Origin of the sequence: Streptomyces geranii (genome assembly GCF_002954775.1) — a bacterium.
GTDB classification, from domain to species: Bacteria; Actinomycetota; Actinomycetes; order Streptomycetales; family Streptomycetaceae; genus Streptomyces; species Streptomyces geranii.
In genome coordinates, this window is the sequence record NZ_PJME01000061.1 from 31,706 (window position 1) to 50,564 (window position 18,859).

The 18,859-nt window shown below is 70.6% G+C and carries 18 protein-coding genes and 1 tRNA gene; 9 read left to right on the forward strand and 10 right to left on the reverse strand.

What is annotated here, in order from left to right; translation table 11 throughout:
• Window positions 1-201: 201 nt before the first annotated feature.
• The 5 genes from CW359_RS39730 to CW359_RS39745 all read left to right on the forward strand — a co-directional run bounded on the left by CW359_RS39730 (window position 202) and on the right by CW359_RS39745 (window position 5,602).
• Window positions 202-1,647, forward strand: a complete 1,446-nt coding sequence (locus CW359_RS39730) for an alkaline phosphatase PhoX (protein ID WP_105975112.1) — start codon at window positions 202-204, stop codon at window positions 1,645-1,647.
• A gap of 45 nt (window positions 1,648-1,692) precedes the next feature.
• Window positions 1,693-1,762: transfer RNA gene (locus CW359_RS45600), tRNA-Ile, on the forward strand.
• Between the two features lie 358 nt (window positions 1,763-2,120).
• A complete protein-coding gene (locus CW359_RS39735; RefSeq protein WP_105975113.1) occupies window positions 2,121-3,704 on the forward strand; it encodes a TROVE domain-containing protein in 1,584 nt (527 codons plus the stop codon).
• Between the two features lie 109 nt (window positions 3,705-3,813).
• Complete coding sequence (locus CW359_RS39740; protein ID WP_105975114.1) at window positions 3,814-4,569, forward strand: GntR family transcriptional regulator; 756 nt, start codon at window positions 3,814-3,816, stop codon at window positions 4,567-4,569.
• A gap of 16 nt (window positions 4,570-4,585) precedes the next feature.
• The gene (locus tag CW359_RS39745) at window positions 4,586-5,602 is read left to right on the forward strand and encodes a 1-aminocyclopropane-1-carboxylate deaminase (protein WP_105975115.1); all 1,017 of its coding nucleotides are present in this window, start codon (window positions 4,586-4,588) and stop codon (window positions 5,600-5,602) included.
• Here the strand turns inward: CW359_RS39745 and CW359_RS39750 are convergent.
• Together CW359_RS39750 and CW359_RS39755 are read right to left on the reverse strand one after the other, a co-directional pair.
• Window positions 5,599-6,840 (reverse strand): GDSL-type esterase/lipase family protein, encoded by a 1,242-nt coding sequence (locus tag CW359_RS39750; RefSeq protein WP_105975116.1) that lies wholly within the window; start codon window positions 6,838-6,840, stop codon window positions 5,599-5,601. The two genes, CW359_RS39745 and CW359_RS39750, sit on opposite strands and share 4 nt — an antisense overlap.
• Before the next feature lie 29 nt (window positions 6,841-6,869).
• A complete protein-coding gene (locus tag CW359_RS39755) occupies window positions 6,870-7,448 on the reverse strand; it encodes a TetR/AcrR family transcriptional regulator (RefSeq protein WP_105975117.1) in 579 nt (192 codons plus the stop codon).
• Between the two features lie 85 nt (window positions 7,449-7,533).
• Between CW359_RS39755 and CW359_RS39760 the strand changes: the two genes are divergently transcribed.
• Complete coding sequence (locus tag CW359_RS39760) at window positions 7,534-8,025, forward strand: FBP domain-containing protein (protein ID WP_105975118.1); 492 nt, start codon at window positions 7,534-7,536, stop codon at window positions 8,023-8,025.
• 48 nt (window positions 8,026-8,073) lie between these two features.
• Here CW359_RS39760 and CW359_RS39765 read toward each other — a convergent pair whose 3' ends face one another.
• On the reverse strand, window positions 8,074-9,261 hold the full coding sequence (locus CW359_RS39765) for a TerD family protein (RefSeq protein WP_105975119.1): 1,188 nt from the start codon (window positions 9,259-9,261) through the stop codon (window positions 8,074-8,076).
• A gap of 44 nt (window positions 9,262-9,305) precedes the next feature.
• A complete protein-coding gene (locus CW359_RS47720; RefSeq protein WP_105975127.1) occupies window positions 9,306-9,425 on the reverse strand; it encodes an ABC transporter ATP-binding protein in 120 nt (39 codons plus the stop codon).
• A 401-nt stretch (window positions 9,426-9,826) separates the two neighbouring features.
• Here CW359_RS47720 and CW359_RS45610 point away from each other — a divergent pair, with 401 nt between their 5' ends.
• Entirely contained in the window at window positions 9,827-10,096 is a 270-nt protein-coding gene (locus CW359_RS45610) for a hypothetical protein (RefSeq protein WP_157968730.1), read from the forward strand.
• A 38-nt stretch (window positions 10,097-10,134) separates the two neighbouring features.
• Here the strand turns inward: CW359_RS45610 and CW359_RS39775 are convergent, their stop codons facing one another.
• The 6 genes from CW359_RS39775 to CW359_RS39800 all read right to left on the reverse strand — a co-directional run bounded on the left by CW359_RS39775 (window position 10,135) and on the right by CW359_RS39800 (window position 16,300).
• A complete protein-coding gene (locus CW359_RS39775; protein ID WP_105975120.1) occupies window positions 10,135-11,124 on the reverse strand; it encodes a zinc-dependent alcohol dehydrogenase family protein in 990 nt (329 codons plus the stop codon).
• Window positions 11,121-11,981 carry a carbohydrate ABC transporter permease gene (locus CW359_RS39780; protein WP_105975121.1) on the reverse strand — a complete coding sequence of 287 codons (861 nt, stop codon included), beginning with the start codon at window positions 11,979-11,981 and terminating at the stop codon, window positions 11,121-11,123. The genes CW359_RS39775 and CW359_RS39780 overlap by 4 nt, the downstream gene beginning before the upstream one ends.
• A complete protein-coding gene (locus tag CW359_RS39785) occupies window positions 11,978-12,919 on the reverse strand; it encodes a carbohydrate ABC transporter permease (protein ID WP_105975122.1) in 942 nt (313 codons plus the stop codon). Before CW359_RS39785 ends, CW359_RS39780 begins: the two co-directional genes overlap by 4 nt.
• On the reverse strand, window positions 12,916-14,286 hold the full coding sequence (locus CW359_RS39790) for an ABC transporter substrate-binding protein (protein ID WP_105975123.1): 1,371 nt from the start codon (window positions 14,284-14,286) through the stop codon (window positions 12,916-12,918). The genes CW359_RS39785 and CW359_RS39790 overlap by 4 nt, the downstream gene beginning before the upstream one ends.
• 97 nt (window positions 14,287-14,383) lie before the next feature.
• Window positions 14,384-15,151 carry a DeoR/GlpR family DNA-binding transcription regulator gene (locus tag CW359_RS39795; protein ID WP_105975124.1) on the reverse strand — a complete coding sequence of 256 codons (768 nt, stop codon included), beginning with the start codon at window positions 15,149-15,151 and terminating at the stop codon, window positions 14,384-14,386.
• Window positions 15,152-15,466: 315 nt separating this feature from the next.
• Complete coding sequence (locus tag CW359_RS39800; RefSeq protein ID WP_105975125.1) at window positions 15,467-16,300, reverse strand: NAD-dependent epimerase/dehydratase family protein; 834 nt, start codon at window positions 16,298-16,300, stop codon at window positions 15,467-15,469.
• Between the two features lie 255 nt (window positions 16,301-16,555).
• Here CW359_RS39800 and CW359_RS39805 point away from each other — a divergent pair, with 255 nt between their 5' ends.
• Both CW359_RS39805 and CW359_RS39810 read left to right on the forward strand, forming a co-directional pair.
• On the forward strand, window positions 16,556-17,566 hold the full coding sequence (locus tag CW359_RS39805; RefSeq protein WP_232838807.1) for a 5-dehydro-4-deoxyglucarate dehydratase: 1,011 nt from the start codon (window positions 16,556-16,558) through the stop codon (window positions 17,564-17,566).
• Window positions 17,563-18,726 carry a hypothetical protein gene (locus tag CW359_RS39810; protein WP_105975126.1) on the forward strand — a complete coding sequence of 388 codons (1,164 nt, stop codon included), beginning with the start codon at window positions 17,563-17,565 and terminating at the stop codon, window positions 18,724-18,726. The genes CW359_RS39805 and CW359_RS39810 overlap by 4 nt, the downstream gene beginning before the upstream one ends.
• The last annotated feature ends 133 nt before the right edge of the window (window positions 18,727-18,859 follow it).

The window sequence follows — 18,859 nt, forward strand, 5'->3', positions numbered from 1 at the left end:
GTGCGTCGTGGCTTGTCGCGCAGTTCCCCGCGCCCCTGCGGCGCTGCCCCTGCGGGGCAGCTGCCTCCCGGGTAGTCGTCTCCCGGGCGTTGGGGTGTGTTTAACCGGGATTCAGACAACGGCGGGACGGTTGCGGCGGAATGAGTGTGGTGCCCTCCATACTCCATTTACGGCACGCCCACCTTCCCAGGAGGCATCACCATGTCGCTCACCCGCAGGGACTTCGGCAAGCAGTCCGCGATCACCTCGGCCGGGGTCGCGCTGGCGGGCAGCGTCGGTGCGCTCGCCACCGCGCCGAACGCTCTCGCGTCCACCGAGACGGCTGCCGCTGACGCCGACGACCGGCACGGTGGGGGTGTCGGATACGGGCCGCTGGTGCCCGACCCGAAGGGGCTGCTGGCGCTGCCCGCCGGGTTCAGGTACCGCGTGATCACGTACAGCGGGAAGACCAAGCTGGAGTCGGGCGAGATCACCCCGTCCAACCATGACGGGACCGCCGCCTTCGCCGGGCCCCGCGGCACCACCCTTCTCGTCAACAACCACGAACTGAAGGGCCCGCGCGCCAACTGGAAGTACCCGGTGCCGCTCACCGAGGGCCTGGTCTACGACCCCGCCGCGTCCGGCGGCTGCACGGTCGTCGAGGTGCGGCCCGGCGGGCAGGTCGCCGAGTGGGTGGGCATCGCCGGTACCTCCACCAACTGCGCGGGTGGCAGCACCCCTTGGGGTACGTGGCTCACCTGCGAGGAGAACTCCGACCGCGCCGGCGTCAACGGCATGACCAAGGACCACGGGTACGTCTTCGAGGTCGACCCCTGCGACAAGCGCGCCAACAGGAACCCCAAACCCCTGAAGTTCTTCGGGCGTTACGACCACGAGGCCGTCGTCGTCGACCCCAAGCGCGGCCACGCCTACCTCACCGAGGACGCCGCCGCCCCCAACGGCCTGCTCTACCGCTGGACTCCGCCGCAGCACTTCCACTACGGCCACGGCACCTTCCGCACCCTCTCCGACACCGCGGGCACCCTCCAGGCCCCCAAGTGCTTCGACTCCGCCGGCAAGTTCGTCGACGACCTCTCCCGCGCGACGAAGATCGGCACGGTGTACGGGGTCAACTGGGTCGACGTACCCGACCGCGACGGCAGGACCGTCGACGTGCGCAAGCAGTTCGGCGCCGGGGAGATCACCCGGGCCCGCAAGCTCGAAGGCATGTGGTGGGGCGACGGCGGCGCCTACATCGTCTCCTCGTACGCCCGCTCCGAGAGCCCCGTCCAGCACGACGGCCAGGTCTGGTTCTACGACCCCAAGCGCCGCACCCTCACCCTCAAGGTCCTGCTGGGCGTGAACCCCGACCCGTCGGTCGACGGCGCCTTCGACGGCCCCGACAACATCACCGTCTCCCCGTACGGCGGCCTGATCATCGCCGAGGACGGCGAGGGCGTACAGCACCTGTTCGGCGCGACGGACAGCGGCCGGACGTATCCGATCGCCCGGAACGAACTCAACGTCGGCACCGAAGAGGAGCCCGAATACAGTGAGTTCACGGGCGTGACCTTCTCGCCGGACGGGAAGACGCTGTACGCCAACATTCAGGCGCCTGGGATCATGCTCGCCATTACTGGGCCGTGGAAGCGGCAGCAGCGCGGCTGATTAATTGGGTCGCTCGGCCCGCGGTACGCCTCCTAGAGTGATGAACGTCCAGGTGCGAAGGCAGGACCTACTTCCACTGATAATGGGGCGGTCGCGGGTTCGAGTCCCGTCACCGGCACAACACGCCGGTGTAGCTCAGGGGTTAGAGCACCTACGTCGGTTCCGCCGGCTTCGATCTCTGGACACCCAGAACTTCATGCACCTCTCCGGTGCGCGATCTGAACTCGGGGAGGCGCGGCAACAGGTGGGTGCCCGGTGCGAAGGCAGCGGATACTTCGGGAACTGGTGGGGTTGACTCCTCATGCGGGTTCGAATCCCGTCATCGGCCCAGAGTCGGTGTGGCGGAACGGAAGACGCGCCAGTTTATAAGCGACCGTCGCCGAATTCGATCTCGGCCACCTTCCTGTTGCCGCGCCTCCCTCCACAACAACCGTTCCACGCACGAAGTGCCGGCGAATGGGGGGGAATTCATCATGGCGCGATTCAACACCAAGGCCAGCAAGGCGCAGCCCACTTCGCGGGTCACCTCGACCGGGCGGGTGCTCCGGACGTATGAGGGCGGCCGAGGCCGTGAGCGGGACGAGCGTTCGGAACTGTTCCTGCTGTCGCTCGCCAACTTCGTGGCGCAGAAGACGTTCTACGAGAGCGGTGAGGACCGCGACGACCGGTTCGCCTCGCTCGTGCGCCGACTCGCCGTCACCGACCCGGCGTGGACGGCCGGCCTGCTCGGCTGGCTGCGCGGCGAGGGCAACCTCCGTACGGCCGCCATCGTGGGCGCCGCCGAGTACGTGAAGGCACGCCTCGACGCCGACGTCACCGACGGTCCAACCAACCGGCAGGTCATCGACTCCGTACTGCGCCGCCCGGACGAGCCCGGTGAGCTGCTCGCCTACTGGACCTCCAGGTACGGCCGCAACCTGCCCAAGCCCGTCAAGCGCGGTGTCGCCGACGCCGTACGACGTCTCTACAGCGGCAAGTCGCTGCTGAAGTACGACACCGCGTCCAAGGGCTACCGCTTCGGCGACATCCTCAACCTGGTGCACGCGGCGCCGGATCCGGCCAAGCCGTGGCAGGGGGAGCTGTTCCAGTACGCGCTGGACCGGCGCCACAACCCGGACACGGCCGTCGTGCCCAAGTCGCTGCCCGTGCTCACCGCACACCGTGACCTGATGGCGCTGCGGCCCGCGAAGCGCCGCAGGGTCGTGACCGGGGCGGGCGGCGCCGAGCGGCTGGCGGACGCGGGTATGACCTGGGAGGCGCTGGCCGGCTGGCTGCAGGGGCCGATGGACAGGGCGGCCTGGGAGGCCGTAATCCCGTCCATGGGCGCGATGGCGCTCGTCAGGAACCTGCGGAACTTCGACGCGGCGGGGGTGAGCGACGAGGTGGCGGCGCTGGTCGCGGCCAAGATCAGTGACCCGGCCGAGGTCGCGCGCTCGCGGCAGTTTCCCTTCCGCTACCTCGCCGCGTACCGGCACGCGCCCTCGCTGCGCTGGGCGTACCCGCTGGAGCAGGCGCTCGGGCACTCGCTGGCCAACGTGCCGGCGCTGGGCGGGCGGACGCTGGTCCTGGTCGACCGTTCGGGCTCGATGTTCTTCTCCCGGCTGTCCGAGCGCTCGGAACTCACCCGGGCCGACGCGGCGGCGATCTTCGGCTCGGCGCTCGCACTGCGGGCGGCGGACGCGGATCTCGTCGAGTTCGGTACGTCGAGCAAGCGCGTGGCGTACCGCAAGGGCGAGTCGGTGCTGAAGATCCTGGACCGCTTCGGCGACCTGGGCGGCACCAACACGACCAAGGCGGTCCGGCGCCACTACAGGAAGCACGACCGGGTCCTGATCGTCACCGACGAGCAGTACGCGTACAGCCGGCACGGCGATCCGACCCGGCAGGTGCCGGCCGACGTCCCGGTCTACACCTGGAACCTCGCCGGGTACAAGGCGGGCCACGGCCCGTCCGGGACGGCCAACCGGCACACCTTCGGGGGGCTCTCGGACGCGGCGTTCCGGATGGTTCCGCTGCTGGAGAGCGCGCGGGACGCGGACTGGCCGTGGGTCGGCTGAGTAGGCCAGGCATGGTGTGAGTGGGTGTGGCCCGTACTTCGGTACCTCGGTACTTCGGTGCGGGCCACACTCTTGTGCGTTCTCATGATTGACATCTAACATTTCAGTTGTGGAGGCGACGCGACCGGCTATACGACCCGTCCCCCGGACCCTGCTCAGGGACCGGGCGTACGAAGCGATTCGGGACGCCATCGTCGCCGGGGAGATCGAGCCCGGCGCGGTCGTGCGTGATGCCGAGCTGGCGGAGCGGCTCGGGCTGTCGCGGGCGCCCGTGCGGGAGGCGTTCTCGCGGCTCGTCGACGAGGGGCTGCTGGAGAGCAAGCCGCAGAGCTATACGCGGGTGACCGCGGTCGTGGCCGCCGAGGTGCGGGACGCCGCCGCCGTGGTCGGGGCCATGCACGAGTTGGCGGTACGGGTCGCCGTACCCCGCTTGCTGGGCGCGGACGTTGACGTCATGCGGGCCGCCAACGCGCGGTTCGCCGACGCCGTGCGCACCGGTGACGTGGACGCGGCCCTGCACGCCGACGACGAGTTGCACGACGTCCTCGTGCGCGTCAGCGGCAACCGCGCCGCCGCCGCGACCGTCGCCCGCTACACCCCGCTGATCCGCCGCCTGGAACGGCGGCGCTTCGGGGAGGGCGGCAACTGCCGTTCGGCCGGGCTGCACGAGCAGTTGATCGAGGCGTGCGCGGCGGGTGACACGGACAGCGCGGTCCGGGTCACCGTGGAGATCTGGCGGGGCCTGGAGCGGCTCGCCGACGAAGCCGACGAAGCCGATGAAGTCGATGAAGTCGATGAAGCAGGCGAAGCCGGTGAAGCACGCGATGCCGGCGATGTCGACCAAGAGGCTCACCAGGTCCACTGATACCGGGAGGAACCCCATGTCCCTTTCCTCGTACGAGCGTTACCCCCTTCTCTTCGGGCCCTCGCCCGTGCACCCCCTGGAGCGGCTCACCGCCCACCTCGGCGGTGCCGCCCTCTGGGCCAAGCGGGAGGACTGCAACTCCGGTGTCGCGTACGGCGGCAACAAGACCCGCAAGCTGGAGTACCTCGTCGCCGACGCGCTGGCCAAGGGGTGCGACACGCTCGTCTCGATCGGCGGGGTGCAGTCCAACCACACTCGGCAGGTCGCGGCCTGTGCCGCCCGTGCCGGGCTCAAGTGTGTGCTCGTGCAGGAGAGTTGGGTGGAGTGGCCCGACTCCGTCTACGACAAGGTCGGCAACATCCTGATCAGCCGGCTCGCCGGGGCCGATGTGCGGCTGGTGCGGGCCGGGTTCGGGATCGGGTTCAAGGAGAGCTGGGAGCTGGCGCTGCGGGAGGTCGAGGAGGGCGGCGGCAAGCCGTACGCCATTCCCGCGGGCGCCTCCGACCATCCGCTGGGCGGGCTCGGGTTCGCCGGGTGGGCGTACGAAGTCGCCGAGCAGGAGCGGGAGTTGGGCGTCTTCTTCGACACCGTCGTGGTGTGCTCGGTGACCGGGTCCACCCAGGCGGGCATGGTCGCCGGGTTCGCGGCGCTGGAGGAGGCGGGCGGGCGGTCGCGCCGGGTGCTCGGCATCGACGCGTCGGCCGCGCCCGCCCGGACCAAGGAGCAGATCGCGCGGATCGCGCACAACACCGGGCAACTCATCGGCGTAGAGAGGGAGTTGACGCAGGCGGACGTCGAGCTGGACGAGCGCTACCACGCCGGTGTGTACGGCATCCCCGACGAGACGACCCTGGACGCGATGCGGCTGGCCGCCCGTATGGAGGGGATGGTCACCGATCCCGTGTACGAGGGGAAGTCGATGGCCGGGATGGTCGATCTCGTCGCGCGCGGGGAGATCGGGCGGGAGTCCACCGTGCTGTACGCGCACCTGGGCGGGCAGCCGGCACTGAACGCGTACAGCGCCCTGTTCTAGTCCTCGTCTTCGTCTTCGTCTTTGTCCTTATTCTTTGTGTTCCAGGAGCGCGGTTCCGTTGTGGTGAAGGCCAGTTCGGCGAAGCGTTCGCCGATGCGGCGGTGCGTGGCCGCGTCCGGGTGGAGCTGGTCGGGGAGGGGGAGTTCGGCGGAGTCGGACTCGCCGTAGAGGGCCCGGCCGTCCAGGTGGTTGAGGTTCGGGTCCTCGGCCGACCGCTGCACCACGATCCGGGCCAGCTCCTCCCGGATGACGTTGAGCGTCAGCTTTCCGGCGGCCACCTCGGCCGGGTCGCCCATCGGCTGGAAGCGCAGTCGGCCCGTTTCGAGGGTGGTGAAGTCCAGGGCCGTGGGGCCGGGGGTGTCCTCGTGGATCGGGCAGTGGAGGGGCGAGACCACCAGGAGCGGTGTGGTCGGGTGGCCCTCGCGGATGGTGTCCAGGAAGCCGTGCACGGCCGGGGTGAAGGCGCGCAGCCGCATCAGATCGGTGTTGACCAGGTTGATCCCGATCTTGACGCTGATCAGATCGGCGGGGGTGTCGCGCAGCGCGCGGGCGGTGAACGGGTCGAGCAGGGCGCTCCCCGCCAGCCCCAGGTTGATCAGCTCCACACCACCGAGGGACGCGGCGAGGGCGGGCCAGGTGGTCGTGGGGCTCGCGGCGTCCGAGCCGTGACTGATCGAACTGCCGTGGTGCAGCCAGACTCTGCGGTTCCGGTCGTGGGTCGGTACGGGTTCGACGGGGGCGTCGGTGCGGAGGGCCACGAGTTCGGTGACCTCGTTGTGCGGCAGCCAGATCTCGATGTTCTTCGAGGTGTCCGGCAGGCCGGTGAAGCGGAGGGTGCCTGGCGTGCCGGGGTGGTGGTCGGCGGTGCCCGCGGCCATGTCGATGGTGACGGTGTTGCCGCCCGGCACACTGCCCTGACCGGCCAGGCGGCCGTCGACGAGCAGGTCGTACACGCCGTCCGGGCGCGGCGGGGCGCCCACGTAGGTGCGCTTGGTGGGGAGGGTGTCCAGTTCGATGCCGGTCGCCCGGGTGCGGAAGACCAGCCGTACGCCCGAGGGCTGGGCCTCCGCCATGGCCAGCTGGGGGTCCGTGTTCTGGGCGCGGGCCCGGGCGGGCAGGCGGTGGGGGAGCACGCCGTGGGGGGTCTGTTCCAGGTCCAGTGCGCCGCGTACGAGATCTGCCGTGATGGGGGTGTTCGTGGTGAGGGGGGCGGGGGTCCGGGCGGGGTCCGTGTGCATGGCCGTCCTCTCCTTGGCTGTGCTGTGGGTCAACGGGTGGGCGGGGTCGGCCAGTTGCGCAGCAGGGCGTCGAGGGCGTCCATGGTGCGGGTCCAGGTCTCCTGGGAGTCGGGGGCGCTGTGGCTGAAGCCGCCCGCCAGTTCCAGGCTGACGTAACCGTGGAAGACGCTGCCCAGGAGGCGGACCGCGTGGGTCTGGTCGGGCTCCGTGAGGTCGTAGCCGCGCAGGATCGCGCGGGTCATCTGGGCGTGCCGGACGCCCGCGCTGGCCGCCGCCGTCTCGGGGTCGAGGCTCATCCGGGTGGCGGCGGCGCGGCCGGGGTGTTCGCGGGCGTAGTCGCGGTAGACGTTCGCGAAGGCGGTCAGGGCGTCCTTGCCCGCCCGGCCGGCCACGGCGTCGGAGGCGCGGTCGGCGAGTTCTTCGAGGGCGAGGAGGGCGATCCTCGTCCTGAGGTCGTGGGTGTTCCTGACGTGCGAGTAGAGGCTCGCGACCTTGACGTCGAAGCGCCGGGCCAGTTCCGAGGCGGTCACATGGTCGAAGCCGACCTCGTCGGCGAGGTCCGCGCCGGCTCTGGTCAGGCGTTCCGTGGTGAGTCCCGCGCGTGCCATGACTTCGCCCTCCCTCCTGTTCGGCCGGTGTGGCTAAGCCGATTATGCGTTTGCCTAAAGCGTTTAGGCAAATTAGCCTGCCGTTATGGAGCCGCTGACCGAGCAAGAGATACGTGCCGCGTTCGTCAACTGCAGCAAGGGGGAGGCGACGCGCCTGTCCGTGCCGCGCGATCTGGCCGACCGGCCCTGGGACGACCTGGACTTCCTGGGATGGCGGGACCCGCAGGCCTCCGACCGCGCCTACCTCGTCGCCGAGCTGGAGGGCCGTCCGACCGGCCTCGCGCTGCGGACCTCGGCGCCCGCCTTCGGGCAGACCCGGCGCAGTATGTGCTCGATGTGCCTGACCGCGCACACGGGCGGCGTGGCGCTGATGGTCGCGGCACGGGCGGGGAAGGCCGGGAAGCAGGGGAACTCGGTGGGGGCGTACATGTGCGGTGATCTGTGCTGCTCGCTGTATGTGCGCGGCAGGAAGGACGCGGGGGCCGGGGCGCGGCTGCACGAGACGATCACTCTGGAGGAGAAGATCCGGCGGACCGTGGGGAACCTTGCCGCGTTCGTCGCCAGGGTGACGGCTTGACGGCTTGACGAGTGCTGTTGTCGCCCCACGGTCCGCTTCCGCGGGTGGTCAGAGTGCTTGCGCCGCCGGCTTCACCATGCCCCTGACCGTGCGGGACTTCACGAAGTCGCCGATCGCCGTCATCTCCCACTCGCCCGAGAACTGCTTGATCATCTTTGCCATGATCACGCCCGTCTGCGCTTCGGCGCTGGTCAGGTCGAAGCGGACCAGTTCCTCGCCGGTCGCCGCGTCCAGGAGCCGGCAGTACGCCTTCGCGACCTCGGTGAACTTCTGGCCGGAGAAGGAGTTGACCGTGAAGACCAGACCCGTGACCTCCTGGGGGAGGCGGCCCAGGTCGACCACGATGACCTCGTCGTCGCCCCCGCCCTCGCCCGTGAGGTTGTCACCGGAGTGCTTGATCGCGCCGTTGACGATGGAGAGCTTGCCGAAGTAGCAGCTGTCGATGTGGTTGCGCTGCGGGCCGTACGCGATGACCGACGCGTCCAGGTCGATGTCCTTGCCCCGGAACGCGGGCTCCCAGCCGAGGCCCATCTTGACCTGCGAGAGGAGGGGACGACCGCCCTTGACCAGGGACACCGTCTGGTTCTTCTGGAGGCTTACGCGGCCCTTGTCGAGGTTGATCTTGCCTGCGCCCAGGGGCGGGGCGGGCGGCGCCGCCGGGGGCGCCGGGGGAACGGGGGGCTGGACCGGGGTGGGCTGTGCGACCGGGGCCGGCGCGGCGACCGGGGTGGGCGCCGGTGCCGGTTCCTCCACGCTCACGCCGAAGTCCGTAGCGATGCCGGCCAGGCCGTTGGCGTATCCCTGGCCCACCGCGCGGGCCTTCCAGGCGCCGTTGCGGAGGTAGATCTCGACGATCACCAGGGCGGTCTCGGTGCCGAGCTGCGGGGGCGTGAACGTGGCCAGTACCGAGCTGTCGGTCGCGTTGCGGATCGTGGCCGTCGGTTCGATGCCCTGGAAGCTCTGGCCCGCGGCGTCCGGGCTCGCCGTGACGACGATCTTCTCGATGCCCGGGGGGACCGCGGTGGTGTCGACCGTGATCGAGTCCGGGGTGGTGCCGCCGCCCGAGCGGTAGGTCACGCCGGGGCCGGTCGGCTGGTTGTAGAAGATGAAGTCGTCGTCGGAGCGCACCTTGCCGTCGGCGGTGAGCAGCAGGCTCGATACGTCGAGCCGCACGGGTGCGGTGACGTCCACCGTCACGCGTGTGGTGGGAAGAGGGATGTTCGAGCCGGGGGTCATAGCTGTCATGCCGGATGAACGACCGGGCCCGTTTTACCGTTCCCTTACTCGCCGTCCGATTGGGGGAAGCCCGGGTGCAGCCGTGGCACCGAGCTGAGCAGCAGCCTCGTGTACGGGTGCTCGGGGTGCCCGAAGACCTCGGCCGTCGGGCCCGTTTCGACGATCCGTCCCTACGGGGGTGAGTCGGCCCCGGAGGGTGGACTTCCCGCAGCCGGACTCCCCGACCGGTCCGAGCGTTTCGCCGGGGGCGAGTTCGAGGTCGACGCCGTCGACCGCCGTCGTCACGTGGGGGTCGGTCCCGGTCAGCCGGTCGCTCCAGCCGCGGGGGTCAGTGCCGGATCGGCCGCCTCGTAGTGTGCGTCGGCGAGCGCGCAGCCCTCGGCGAAGCCGCAGCCGGTGGGCGGTGTGATGAGGTTCGGCGCGAATCCCGGGAAGGCGAGCAGCCTCCCCTCCGGCTCGTCGGGGTCGGGGTTCGCGCGGAGCGGCGCGAACGGGTGACGTCCAGGGCCGTGGTGGGCGCGTCGACAGGGCGGTCGCGGGCGGCGGTCCGGCTCATGCCGGGCTTGTGGCGGGGCGACTCCGCGATCCGGTCGCCGACGCGCATCACCGGGTTCAGCGCGGTCAGCGAGTCCTGGAACACCATGCCGAAGGTGTCCGTGAGGACCTCGCGCCGTCGTCTGTCGGGCAGGCGGTGCCGATCGTGCGGCGGGGTGTCGGCAGCGGCGCCGACCAGGCGGCCCGGCATGTGCTGCTCCTGGAGGCCGCGATGACCGGACAGCGCGACACGTTCGTCGCGGCGCTGGAGCAGCACTACTACCAGGACGGACGGCGGTAGGCCGCCCTGTACCAGGACGGGCAGCGGTAGCCGCCTCGTTACGGCACCACCACGATCTTCCGCCCCACCCCTGACGCGAACTGCTCCAACGCCTGCGGGTAGTCGGCCAGCGGCAGCCGGTCGCTGATGAACACCTCCGGGTCCAGCGCCCCCGCCGCGAACAGCTCCGCCGCCCGTTCGAAGCTGTGCAGGACCGCCATCGAACCGGTGATGGTGATCTCCTGGTTGTAGACGCGGTACGGGTCGATCGTGACCCGCGTCGCGTAGTCCGCCACCCCGAACTGCAGGAACGTGCCGGCCTTCGCCACCCGGTCCAGGCCGTCCTGGATCGCCGCCGCGTTGCCCGTCGCGTCGATCACCACGTCCCAGCCCTGGGGGCGGTCCAGCTCGGCCGCGTTCGTCGCCGATCCGGACACGCCCAACAGCTGGGCCGTGGACAGGCGTTGGGCGTTGATGTCGACCACGTCGACACTCGCCGCGCCCGTCCGCTTCGCCAGCTCCAGCATCATCAGGCCCATCGTCCCCGAGCCGTAGATCAGGACGTGGGCGCCCAGACGGGTTCGGAGTACGTCGTAACCCCTCACCGCGCACGACAGTGGCTCCACCAGCGCCGCGTCCTGGGTGCGGATGTGCTCCGGGAGCCGTACGCAGTTGGCGGCCGGGGCCACCGCGTACTGGGCCGCGCCGCCCGCCGTCGTCACGCCGATCGCCGCCCAGCGTTCGCAGAGGTTGTTGTGGCCCGTGCGGCAGTAGCGGCACTCGTGGCAGTAGAGGGAGGGGTCCACCGCCACCCGGTCGCCGAGCGACAGTTCCGTGACCTGTGTGCCCACGCCCACCACCTCCCCCGCGAACTCGTGCCCCGGCACGATCGGCAGCGTCGGGGCGAACTCGCCCTGGAGGATGTGCAGATCGGTGCCGCACAGGCCGCAGGCCGCCACCTCGACGACGACCTCGCGGGGGCCGGGAGTCGGGTCCGGGACCTCCATGACGACGGCCTTGCCCACGGACTCGATGACCGCTGCCTTCACTTCACGGCTCCCAGTGACAGGCCCTGGACCAGTTTGTCCTGGGCGGCGAACCCCGCGGTGAGCACCGGCAGGGAGATGACGAGCGACGCGGCGCACACCTTCGCCAGGAACAGGCCCTGGCTGGTGATGAAGCCGGTGAGGAAGACGGGGGCCGTCTCGGCGACGACTCCCGTCAGCACCCGGGCGAACAGCAGCTCGTTCCAGCTGAAGATGAAGCAGATCAGGGATGTCGCCGCGATGCCGGGGAGGGCTATCGGTGCCACCACCCGGGTCAGGATCGTCGGCAGCCTCGCGCCGTCGATCTGGGCCGCCTCGATGATCGCCACCGGGACCTCGGAGAGGAAGGAGTGCATCATCCACACCGCGATCGGCAGGTTCATGGACGTGTAGAGGACGACCAGCAGCCAGATGTTGTCCAGCAGGCCGGTGTTCTTCGCGAAGAGGTAGATCGGCAGCAGGCCCGCCACCACCGGCAGCATCTTCGTCGACAGGAAGAAGAACAGGACGTCCGTCCACTTCCGGACCGGGCGGATCGACAGGGCGTACGCCGCCGGGAGGGCCAGGAGCAGCACGAGCAGCGTCGAAGTCAGCGACGCCACCGTCGAGTTGACCAGCGACGGCCAGGGGCTCGCCCCGCCTCCCGTGCCGAAGAACTCGCGGTAGCCGTCGAGGGTCAACGCGGCCCCGAAGGACGGGGGGTTGGTCGCCGCGTCCTCCTCCGAGTGGAAGGAGGTCAGGGCCATCCAGGCGATCGGGAGGAAGAAGAGGATGCCCGCCAGCCAGGCCAACAGGCCGAGGCCCAGGCCCGTTTGCCGGGTGCGGCGCGGACGTACGACCGCAGCGGTGTTCTCGCTCATGATCGGGACGCCTCCTCGCGGAACAGGGACGACACCACGCGCAGCGCGAAGGTCGCGATGACGATCGAGCCGATGACCACCAGGACGCCGGCCGCCGATGCCAGGCCGTTCTCGTGGGCCTGGTAGAAGCTCTGGTAGACGGTGTAGGGGAGGTTCGCCGTGCCCAGGCCGCCCGAGGTGATCGTGAAGACCGCGTCGAAGTTCTGGACGATGTAGATCGAGCCCAGCAGCGCGCCGAGTTCGAGGTAGCGGCGCAGGTGAGGGAGCGTCAGGTGGCGGAAGATCTGCCAGTCGTTCGCGCCGTCGACCTTCGCCGCCTCGATCTGCTGCTGGTCGCGGCTCTGCAGTCCCGCCAGCAGGATCAGCATCATGAACGGCGTCCACTGCCAGACCAGCGCCGCCTCCACCGCGAGCAGCGGGGTGTTGGAGATCCAGTCCGGCTGCGGGCCCCCGACGTAGTGCAACAGGCCGTTCAGCAGGCCGTATTCGGGGTTGTAGAGCACGTGCTTCCAGAGCAGGGCCGCCGCCACCGGGACCACCAGGAAGGGCGCGATGAGGAGGGTGCGGACCAGGCCCCGGCCCCGGAACCTGCGGTCCAGGAGGAGGGCCAGGCCGAGGCCCAGGACCAGGCTCGCCAGGACCACGGCCGCCGTGAGCAGGATCGTCGTCCACACCGAGTGGCGCAGGTCCGCGTCGGTCAGGACCTCCGTGTAGTTGGCGAGGCCCGTGAAGCGGCGGGCGTCCGGGTAGAGCGCGTTCCAGTCGAAGAAGGAGATCACCAGCGTGGCCACGAAGGGGAGTTGGGTCACGGCGATCATGAAGATCAGGGCGGGCAGGAGCGGGGCCCGGGTGGCCCAGGCGCGGAGGCGGTCCGAAGGGGGCTTCTCCGCGCGTGCGGTCGGTGCGGCTGTCGGTGCGGCTGTCGTCGTCGCGGTCATCGTCCCTCGTACTCCTCGGAGATCTCCGCTGCCAGCTTCTGGGACTTCCTCAGGGCCGACTCGACGGACTGGCGTCCGGCGATGGCCGCGCTGATCTCCTGCGAGACCTTGGTGCCGAGATCGGTGAACTCGGGAATGCCGACGAACTGGATCCCGGGCGCCGGGCGTTGCTGCACCCCGGGGTCGTTCGGGCGGGCGCCCTCGATGGCCTCCTTCGTCATCTCCTGGAAGGCGGCGGCCTCTTGGCGGTAGTCGGCGTTCTCGTACGTCGAAGCGCGTTTGCCCGCAGGGACGTTGGACCAGCCGATCTCGTCGCCGACCAGCTGCTCGTACTCCTTGCTGGACGCCCAGGACACGAACTTCCAGGCGTCGTCCGGGTTCCGGGACGCCTTCTGGATTCCCCAGGCCCAGGTGTAGAGCCAGCCGGAGGACTCCGTCTTCTCGACGGGCGCCGGTACGTAGCCGATCTTCCCCTTGACCGGGGAGTTCGCCGACTCCAGCGAACCGGCCGCGGAGGTGGCGTCGTACCACATGGCCACCTTGCCCTGGGTCATGTTGTTCAGGCACTCGGCGAAGCCGGACTGCGGGGCGCCGGACTCGCCGTGCTCGCGCACCAGGTCGACGTAGAAGGTCACCGCCTGTTTCCACTCGGGGGAGTTGAGCCGTGCCTTCCAGTCCTTGTCGAACCAGGTCCCGCCGAAGGTGTTCACCACCGTCGTCAGCGGGGCCATCACCTCGCCCCAGCCCGGCAGCCCGCGTAGACAGATGCCCTTCATGCCCGACTCGGCGCCGTCGACCTCCGCCGCCAGGTCGGCGACCTCGGTCCAGGTGGGGTGCGGGGGCATGGTGAGGCCCTTCGCCTCGAACACGTCCTTGCGGTACATCAGGAAGGACGACTCGCCGTAGAAGGGCTGGCCGTACAGCTTGCCGTCGTCGCCGGTGAGGGACTCGCGCATCGGCTTCAGGACGTCCTGTTCGTCGTACGCGACGTCCTTCGCGACGTACGTGTCCATCTCGTGCAGCCAGCCGTTGCGGGCGTAGATCGGTATCTCGTAGTTGGAGAGGGTCGCGACGTCGTACTGGCCCGCCTGGTTGGCGAAGTCCTGGCTGATCTTGTCGCGGACGTCGTTCTCGGGCAGGACGGTGAAGTTGACCTCGATGCCGGTCTCTTCGGTGAAGTGGGCCACGGTGAGCTTCTGCAACTCCACCATCTGCGGGTTGTTGACCATCAGTACGTTGATGGCGTCGCCGCCGGAACCGGACCCGCCCGCTCCGGCCCAGCAGCCGGAGAGCAGCGGGGCGAGCAGCGTCCCTGCGGCGGCCAGGGCGAGCGTCGCTCGCGGCCTCCGTCGGCTCGGGGTTCGCATGGATCGCTCCTGGATGTATGGGTACATAAGGGGCATTGGTGGGTGTGTGGGGGTAGGGCTTGGGGCTTGGGGCTTGGGGCTTGGGGTCTCGGGCGGGTCAGACTCGGATGACCTGCGGTCCTTGCAGCGAATAGCGGTGTGCCTCCGCCGTGGGCAGCAGCGTGCTCGTGACGATCGTCTCCAGGTCGCCGATCTCGGCGAACCTGCAGAAGCTCACCGCCCCGAACTTGGTGTGCACGCCCGCGAACACCGTGCGCCGCGACGCCCGGATCGCCTGCGCCTTGACCTCGCTCACGGCGGGGTCGGGGGTGGTCAGGCCGTGTTCGCGGGAGATGCCGTTGGCGCCGATGTAGGCCAGGTCCAGGACGAAGCCGGCCAGCATCTTCGTCGTCCAGTGGTCGACCGTCGCGAGGGTGCCCGGGCGGACCCGGCCGCCGAGCAGCAGGACCGAGGTGTTCTCGGCCTCCGCGAGCGTGCCCGCGACGGGCAGGGACGCGGTCACCACGGTCAGCGGCCGATCCCTGGGCAGGGCCTCGGCGATGAGCTGCGGGGTGAACCCCTCGTCGACGAAGACCGTTTCGGCGTCCCCGAGCAACTCGGCCGCCGCGGCGGCGATCCGGCGCTTCTCGGGGACGTGGCTGGTGGCGCGGAAGGCGAGGGTCGTCTCGAAGCCGGCGCTCTCCACGGGGTAGGCGCCGCCGTGGGTCCTGCGGACCAGACCGTGGTCCTCCAGGGCGCGCAGATCCCGGCGTACGGTCTCCTTGGCCACGCCCAGTTCGGCGGCGAGCGTGCTCACGTCGACCGAACCGGTGGTGCGGGCGGCGCGCACGATGTGCCGCTGGCGGTCTTCCGCGGTTCCGGTCATGCGCTCACCTGCCCTGCCGCGCTGTCTGCCCGTTCGGGCCTCATGGGGGAAGTTCTACAGCGGGTGGGGGGCGGCGACCAGGCCTGTTACGAGGGTGATGGTGCCCGCGTGTGCCCGTTCGGGCGGAGGGGGCCGCTGGCTCGATCGGTGCGGTCGGGTCGCGACCGACGGTCCGTCGTGGCTGGTCGCGCAGTTCCCCGCGCCCCTGACTGTGCGCTGTCGCGCCACAGTCAAGGGTCGGCGGCCGTGCCCGAACAGGGCTGCGGACGGGCCCGTTCGGTGCCCGTCCGCCGTATCGGGGCTGTCGTGGGGGTGTCAGTACGGCCAGATCGGCGGGTCCGTCACGAAGGCGCCGCCCAGGTTGGCGTGCGCCTCGTTGCCGGGCTGGAGTTCGCCCTGTTCGGCGATCAGTTTCTCGGCGTACGGCTCGGAGTCGTCCTGCGGGTCGTAGCCGAGCGCCCGCGCGCTGCCGAGGTCCCACCAGAGGCGGGTGTTGGCGGAGGAGCCGTAGACGACGGTGTGGCCGACGTCCTCGGCGGTCAGGGCCGCGTGGAGGAGGCGGGCGCCGTCCGCGGGGCTCATCCAGATCGACAGCATGCGGACGGTCGTCGGCTCGGCGAAGCAGGAGCCGATGCGTACGGAGACGGTCTCCAGGCCGTGCTTGTCCCAGTAGAGCTGGGCCAGGTCCTCGCCGAAGGACTTGGAGAGGCCGTAGAAGGTGTCCGGGCGGTGCGGGGTGTCGACCGGGATCAGCGGATCGGTTCCCTCGGGGCGGGGCGTGTAGCCCACGGCGTGGTTGGAGGAGGCGAAGACGATCCGTCCGACGCCCTCCTCGCGCGCGGCCTCGTACAGGTTGTACGTCCCCTCGATGTTCGCCCTGAGGATCTTGTCGAAGGTCGATTCAAGGGAGATGCCCGCGAGGTGGACGATCGCGTCGACGCCCCGCACGGCCTCGCGCAGTGCCGCCCGGTCGGTGAGGTCCGCGGTGATCGCGTCCGGCTCGCCCTCGATGGGGAGTAGGTCGAGGAGGCGCAGGTCGTAGCCGTAGGACGGGAGCAGGTCCCGCATCAGGGTGCCGAGTCCGCCGGCGGCGCCGGTGAGCAGAACGGTGCGGGGAGCGGTTCGGGGAACGGTGCGAGGGGCGGGCATCCCGGTTCTCCTTGGGGTCGGACTCCTGGAGGGATCTCCTCGACGGGTAGCCGCATGCATGTACGGCATTCATATCCGTGGACACGCTATGAAGGGGTGCCGGGTGTCGTCAAGTGTGACGCAGTCCTGCGAATTCCGCCCCCTGCTCGGTCGTCGACCGGCTTGACCGGCCCCGCGGGGGCCCTTAGCGTGAATGTGTTCAGAAATGTAGATGCCGGTCAGATTCATGTACGGCTGCATGCCCAGGGAGACCCCGTGACGCCAGCGCCCCTCGCCACCCGACTCACCGTCCCGAGCGGCCCGCTGTTCTTCCCCGTCACCGCCTACGGCCCCGACGGCTCCCTCGACCTCGACGTCTACCGCGCGCATGTGCGCCAGGGGGTGGAGGCGGGCGCCGCGGCCGTCTTCGCCTGCTGCGGCACCGGGGAGTTCCACGCGCTGACCCCCGAGGAGTTCCAGGACTGCGTACGGGCGGCGGTGGAGGAGACCGCCGGGCGGGTACCCGTCGTCGCGGGCGCCGGATACGGCACCGCACTCGCCGTACGCTTCGCGCGGTTCGCGGCGGAGGCCGGGGCCGACGGGCTGCTCGCCATGCCGCCGTACCTGGTGGTGGCCGGGCAGGAGGGACTCCTGCGCCACTACCGGGAGCTGGCCGCGGCCACCGACCTGCCGGTGATCGTCTACCAGCGCGACAACGCCGTCTTCACACCCGGGACCGTGGTGGAACTGGCGCGCACGGACGGGGTCATCGGGCTCAAGGACGGGGTCGGCGACCTGGACCTGATGCAGCGGATCGTGAGCGCGGTACGCGTCGAGGCGCCCGGCGACTTCCTGTACTTCAACGGCCTGCCGACCGCCGAACTGACCGGCCTCGCCTACAAGGGCATCGGCGTCACCCTGTACTCGTCGGCCGTCTTCTGCTTCGCTCCCGAGATCGCCCTCGCCTACCACCGGGCGCTCAACACCGGCGACGACGAGACCGTCAACCGCCTGGTCGACGGCTTCTATCGGCCGTTCGTGGAGCTGCGGGCGCAGGGGCGCGGATACGCCGTGTCGCTGGTCAAGGCGGCGGTACGGCAGGCCGGGCTGGACGTGGGCGAGGTCCGGCCGCCGCTGCACGAGCCGGGCGAGGAGCATGTGAAGCAGCTGGCCCGGCTTGTCGAGCGGGGGTACGCGCTGGTGGGTGGGGCGACCGGCGCGGGGGTAGGTACGGGGGCTGAGGTGGCCGGTTCCGCGGCCGGTTCCGAGTTCGAGGAGCGTGTGTGAAAGCGTCCGCATTCGTCTATCCCTGGGACGTCAACGGCGATCCCGACGCCGCCGGGCGGATCGCCGCGCTCGGCGTGGAACAGGTGACGCTGGCCTCCGCGTACCACTCCACGCGCGCGTTGACCCCCCGTCACCCCCGCCACCGCATCGTCACCGCCGAGCACGCGGCCGTGCTGTATCCGCCGGACGAGCGCTGGGCGGGCCGTGAGCTGCGGCCGTACACCGCCGGGGCGTGGGCCCCTGGGGACGCGTACGGCGAGGCCGCAGCAGCCCTCGCCGACGCGGGCCTCGACGTGCACACCTGGGTCGTCCTCGCGCACAACTCCCGCCTCGGCGCCGAGCACCCGGACACCTCCGTGGTCAACGCCTACGGCGACCGCTACCCGTGGGCACCCTGCATCGCGCAGCCCGCCACGCGCGCGTACCTCGTCGATCTGGCGGCGGAGGCGGCGGTACGTCCCGGGGCGGGCGGTACGGAGCTGGAGTCCCTGGGCTGGTACGGGCTGACGCATCTGCACGCCCACGACAAGACCGGCGGTGTCGGGCTGGGCGACGCGGGCCAGTATCTGATGGCGCTGTGCTTCTGCCCGTCCTGCCGGGCGGGGTACGCCGGACAGGGCCTCGATCCCGACGAGCTGGCGGCGGCGGTGCGGGCGGCGCTGGAGCCGGTGTGGCGGGGCGAGCCGGACGACGGGAGCTGGGCGGGGGTCGAGAAGCGGCTCGGGGAGGAGAAGGCGGGCCGCACGCGCGCGTGGCGCGAGGAAACGGCCCGCACGCTCCAGGAGACGGCGGTCGCGGCCGTCCGGGCAGCGGCTCCGGCCGGCTTCCAGGTGCTGCTGCACGCCGACCCCGTCGGCTACCACGTCGGCGCCAATCCGGGGGTGGACCCCGTGCACATCCTGTCCGTGGCGGACGGGGTGGTGGTGCCGTGCACGGGTGGGGCGGGGTTGTTGACGCCGTTCGCCGAGGTGGGGCGGGCGGGGGCCGTGCTGGCGGCGAACTTCGTGGTGGTGTCGGGGATGGGCGGGAGTCCGGGGACGCTCGCGGGGGATGTGGAGCGGGCGGTGGGGCTGGGGGCGACGGAGGTTCGGCTGTACCACGCGGGGCTGGGGTCGGAGGAGGACTTGGGGGCGGTGCGGGGTGCGCTCGCGCGGCGCTGATTTTCCTCGCCCCCGCCGCCCCTACCCGTCCCATCCTTCTGGGGGCTGCGCCCCCAGACCCCCGCCATCGGCCTGAACGGCCTCGTCCTCAAACGCCGGACGGGCTGGGGGTGGCGGGCGTTGCGGGGGTGGG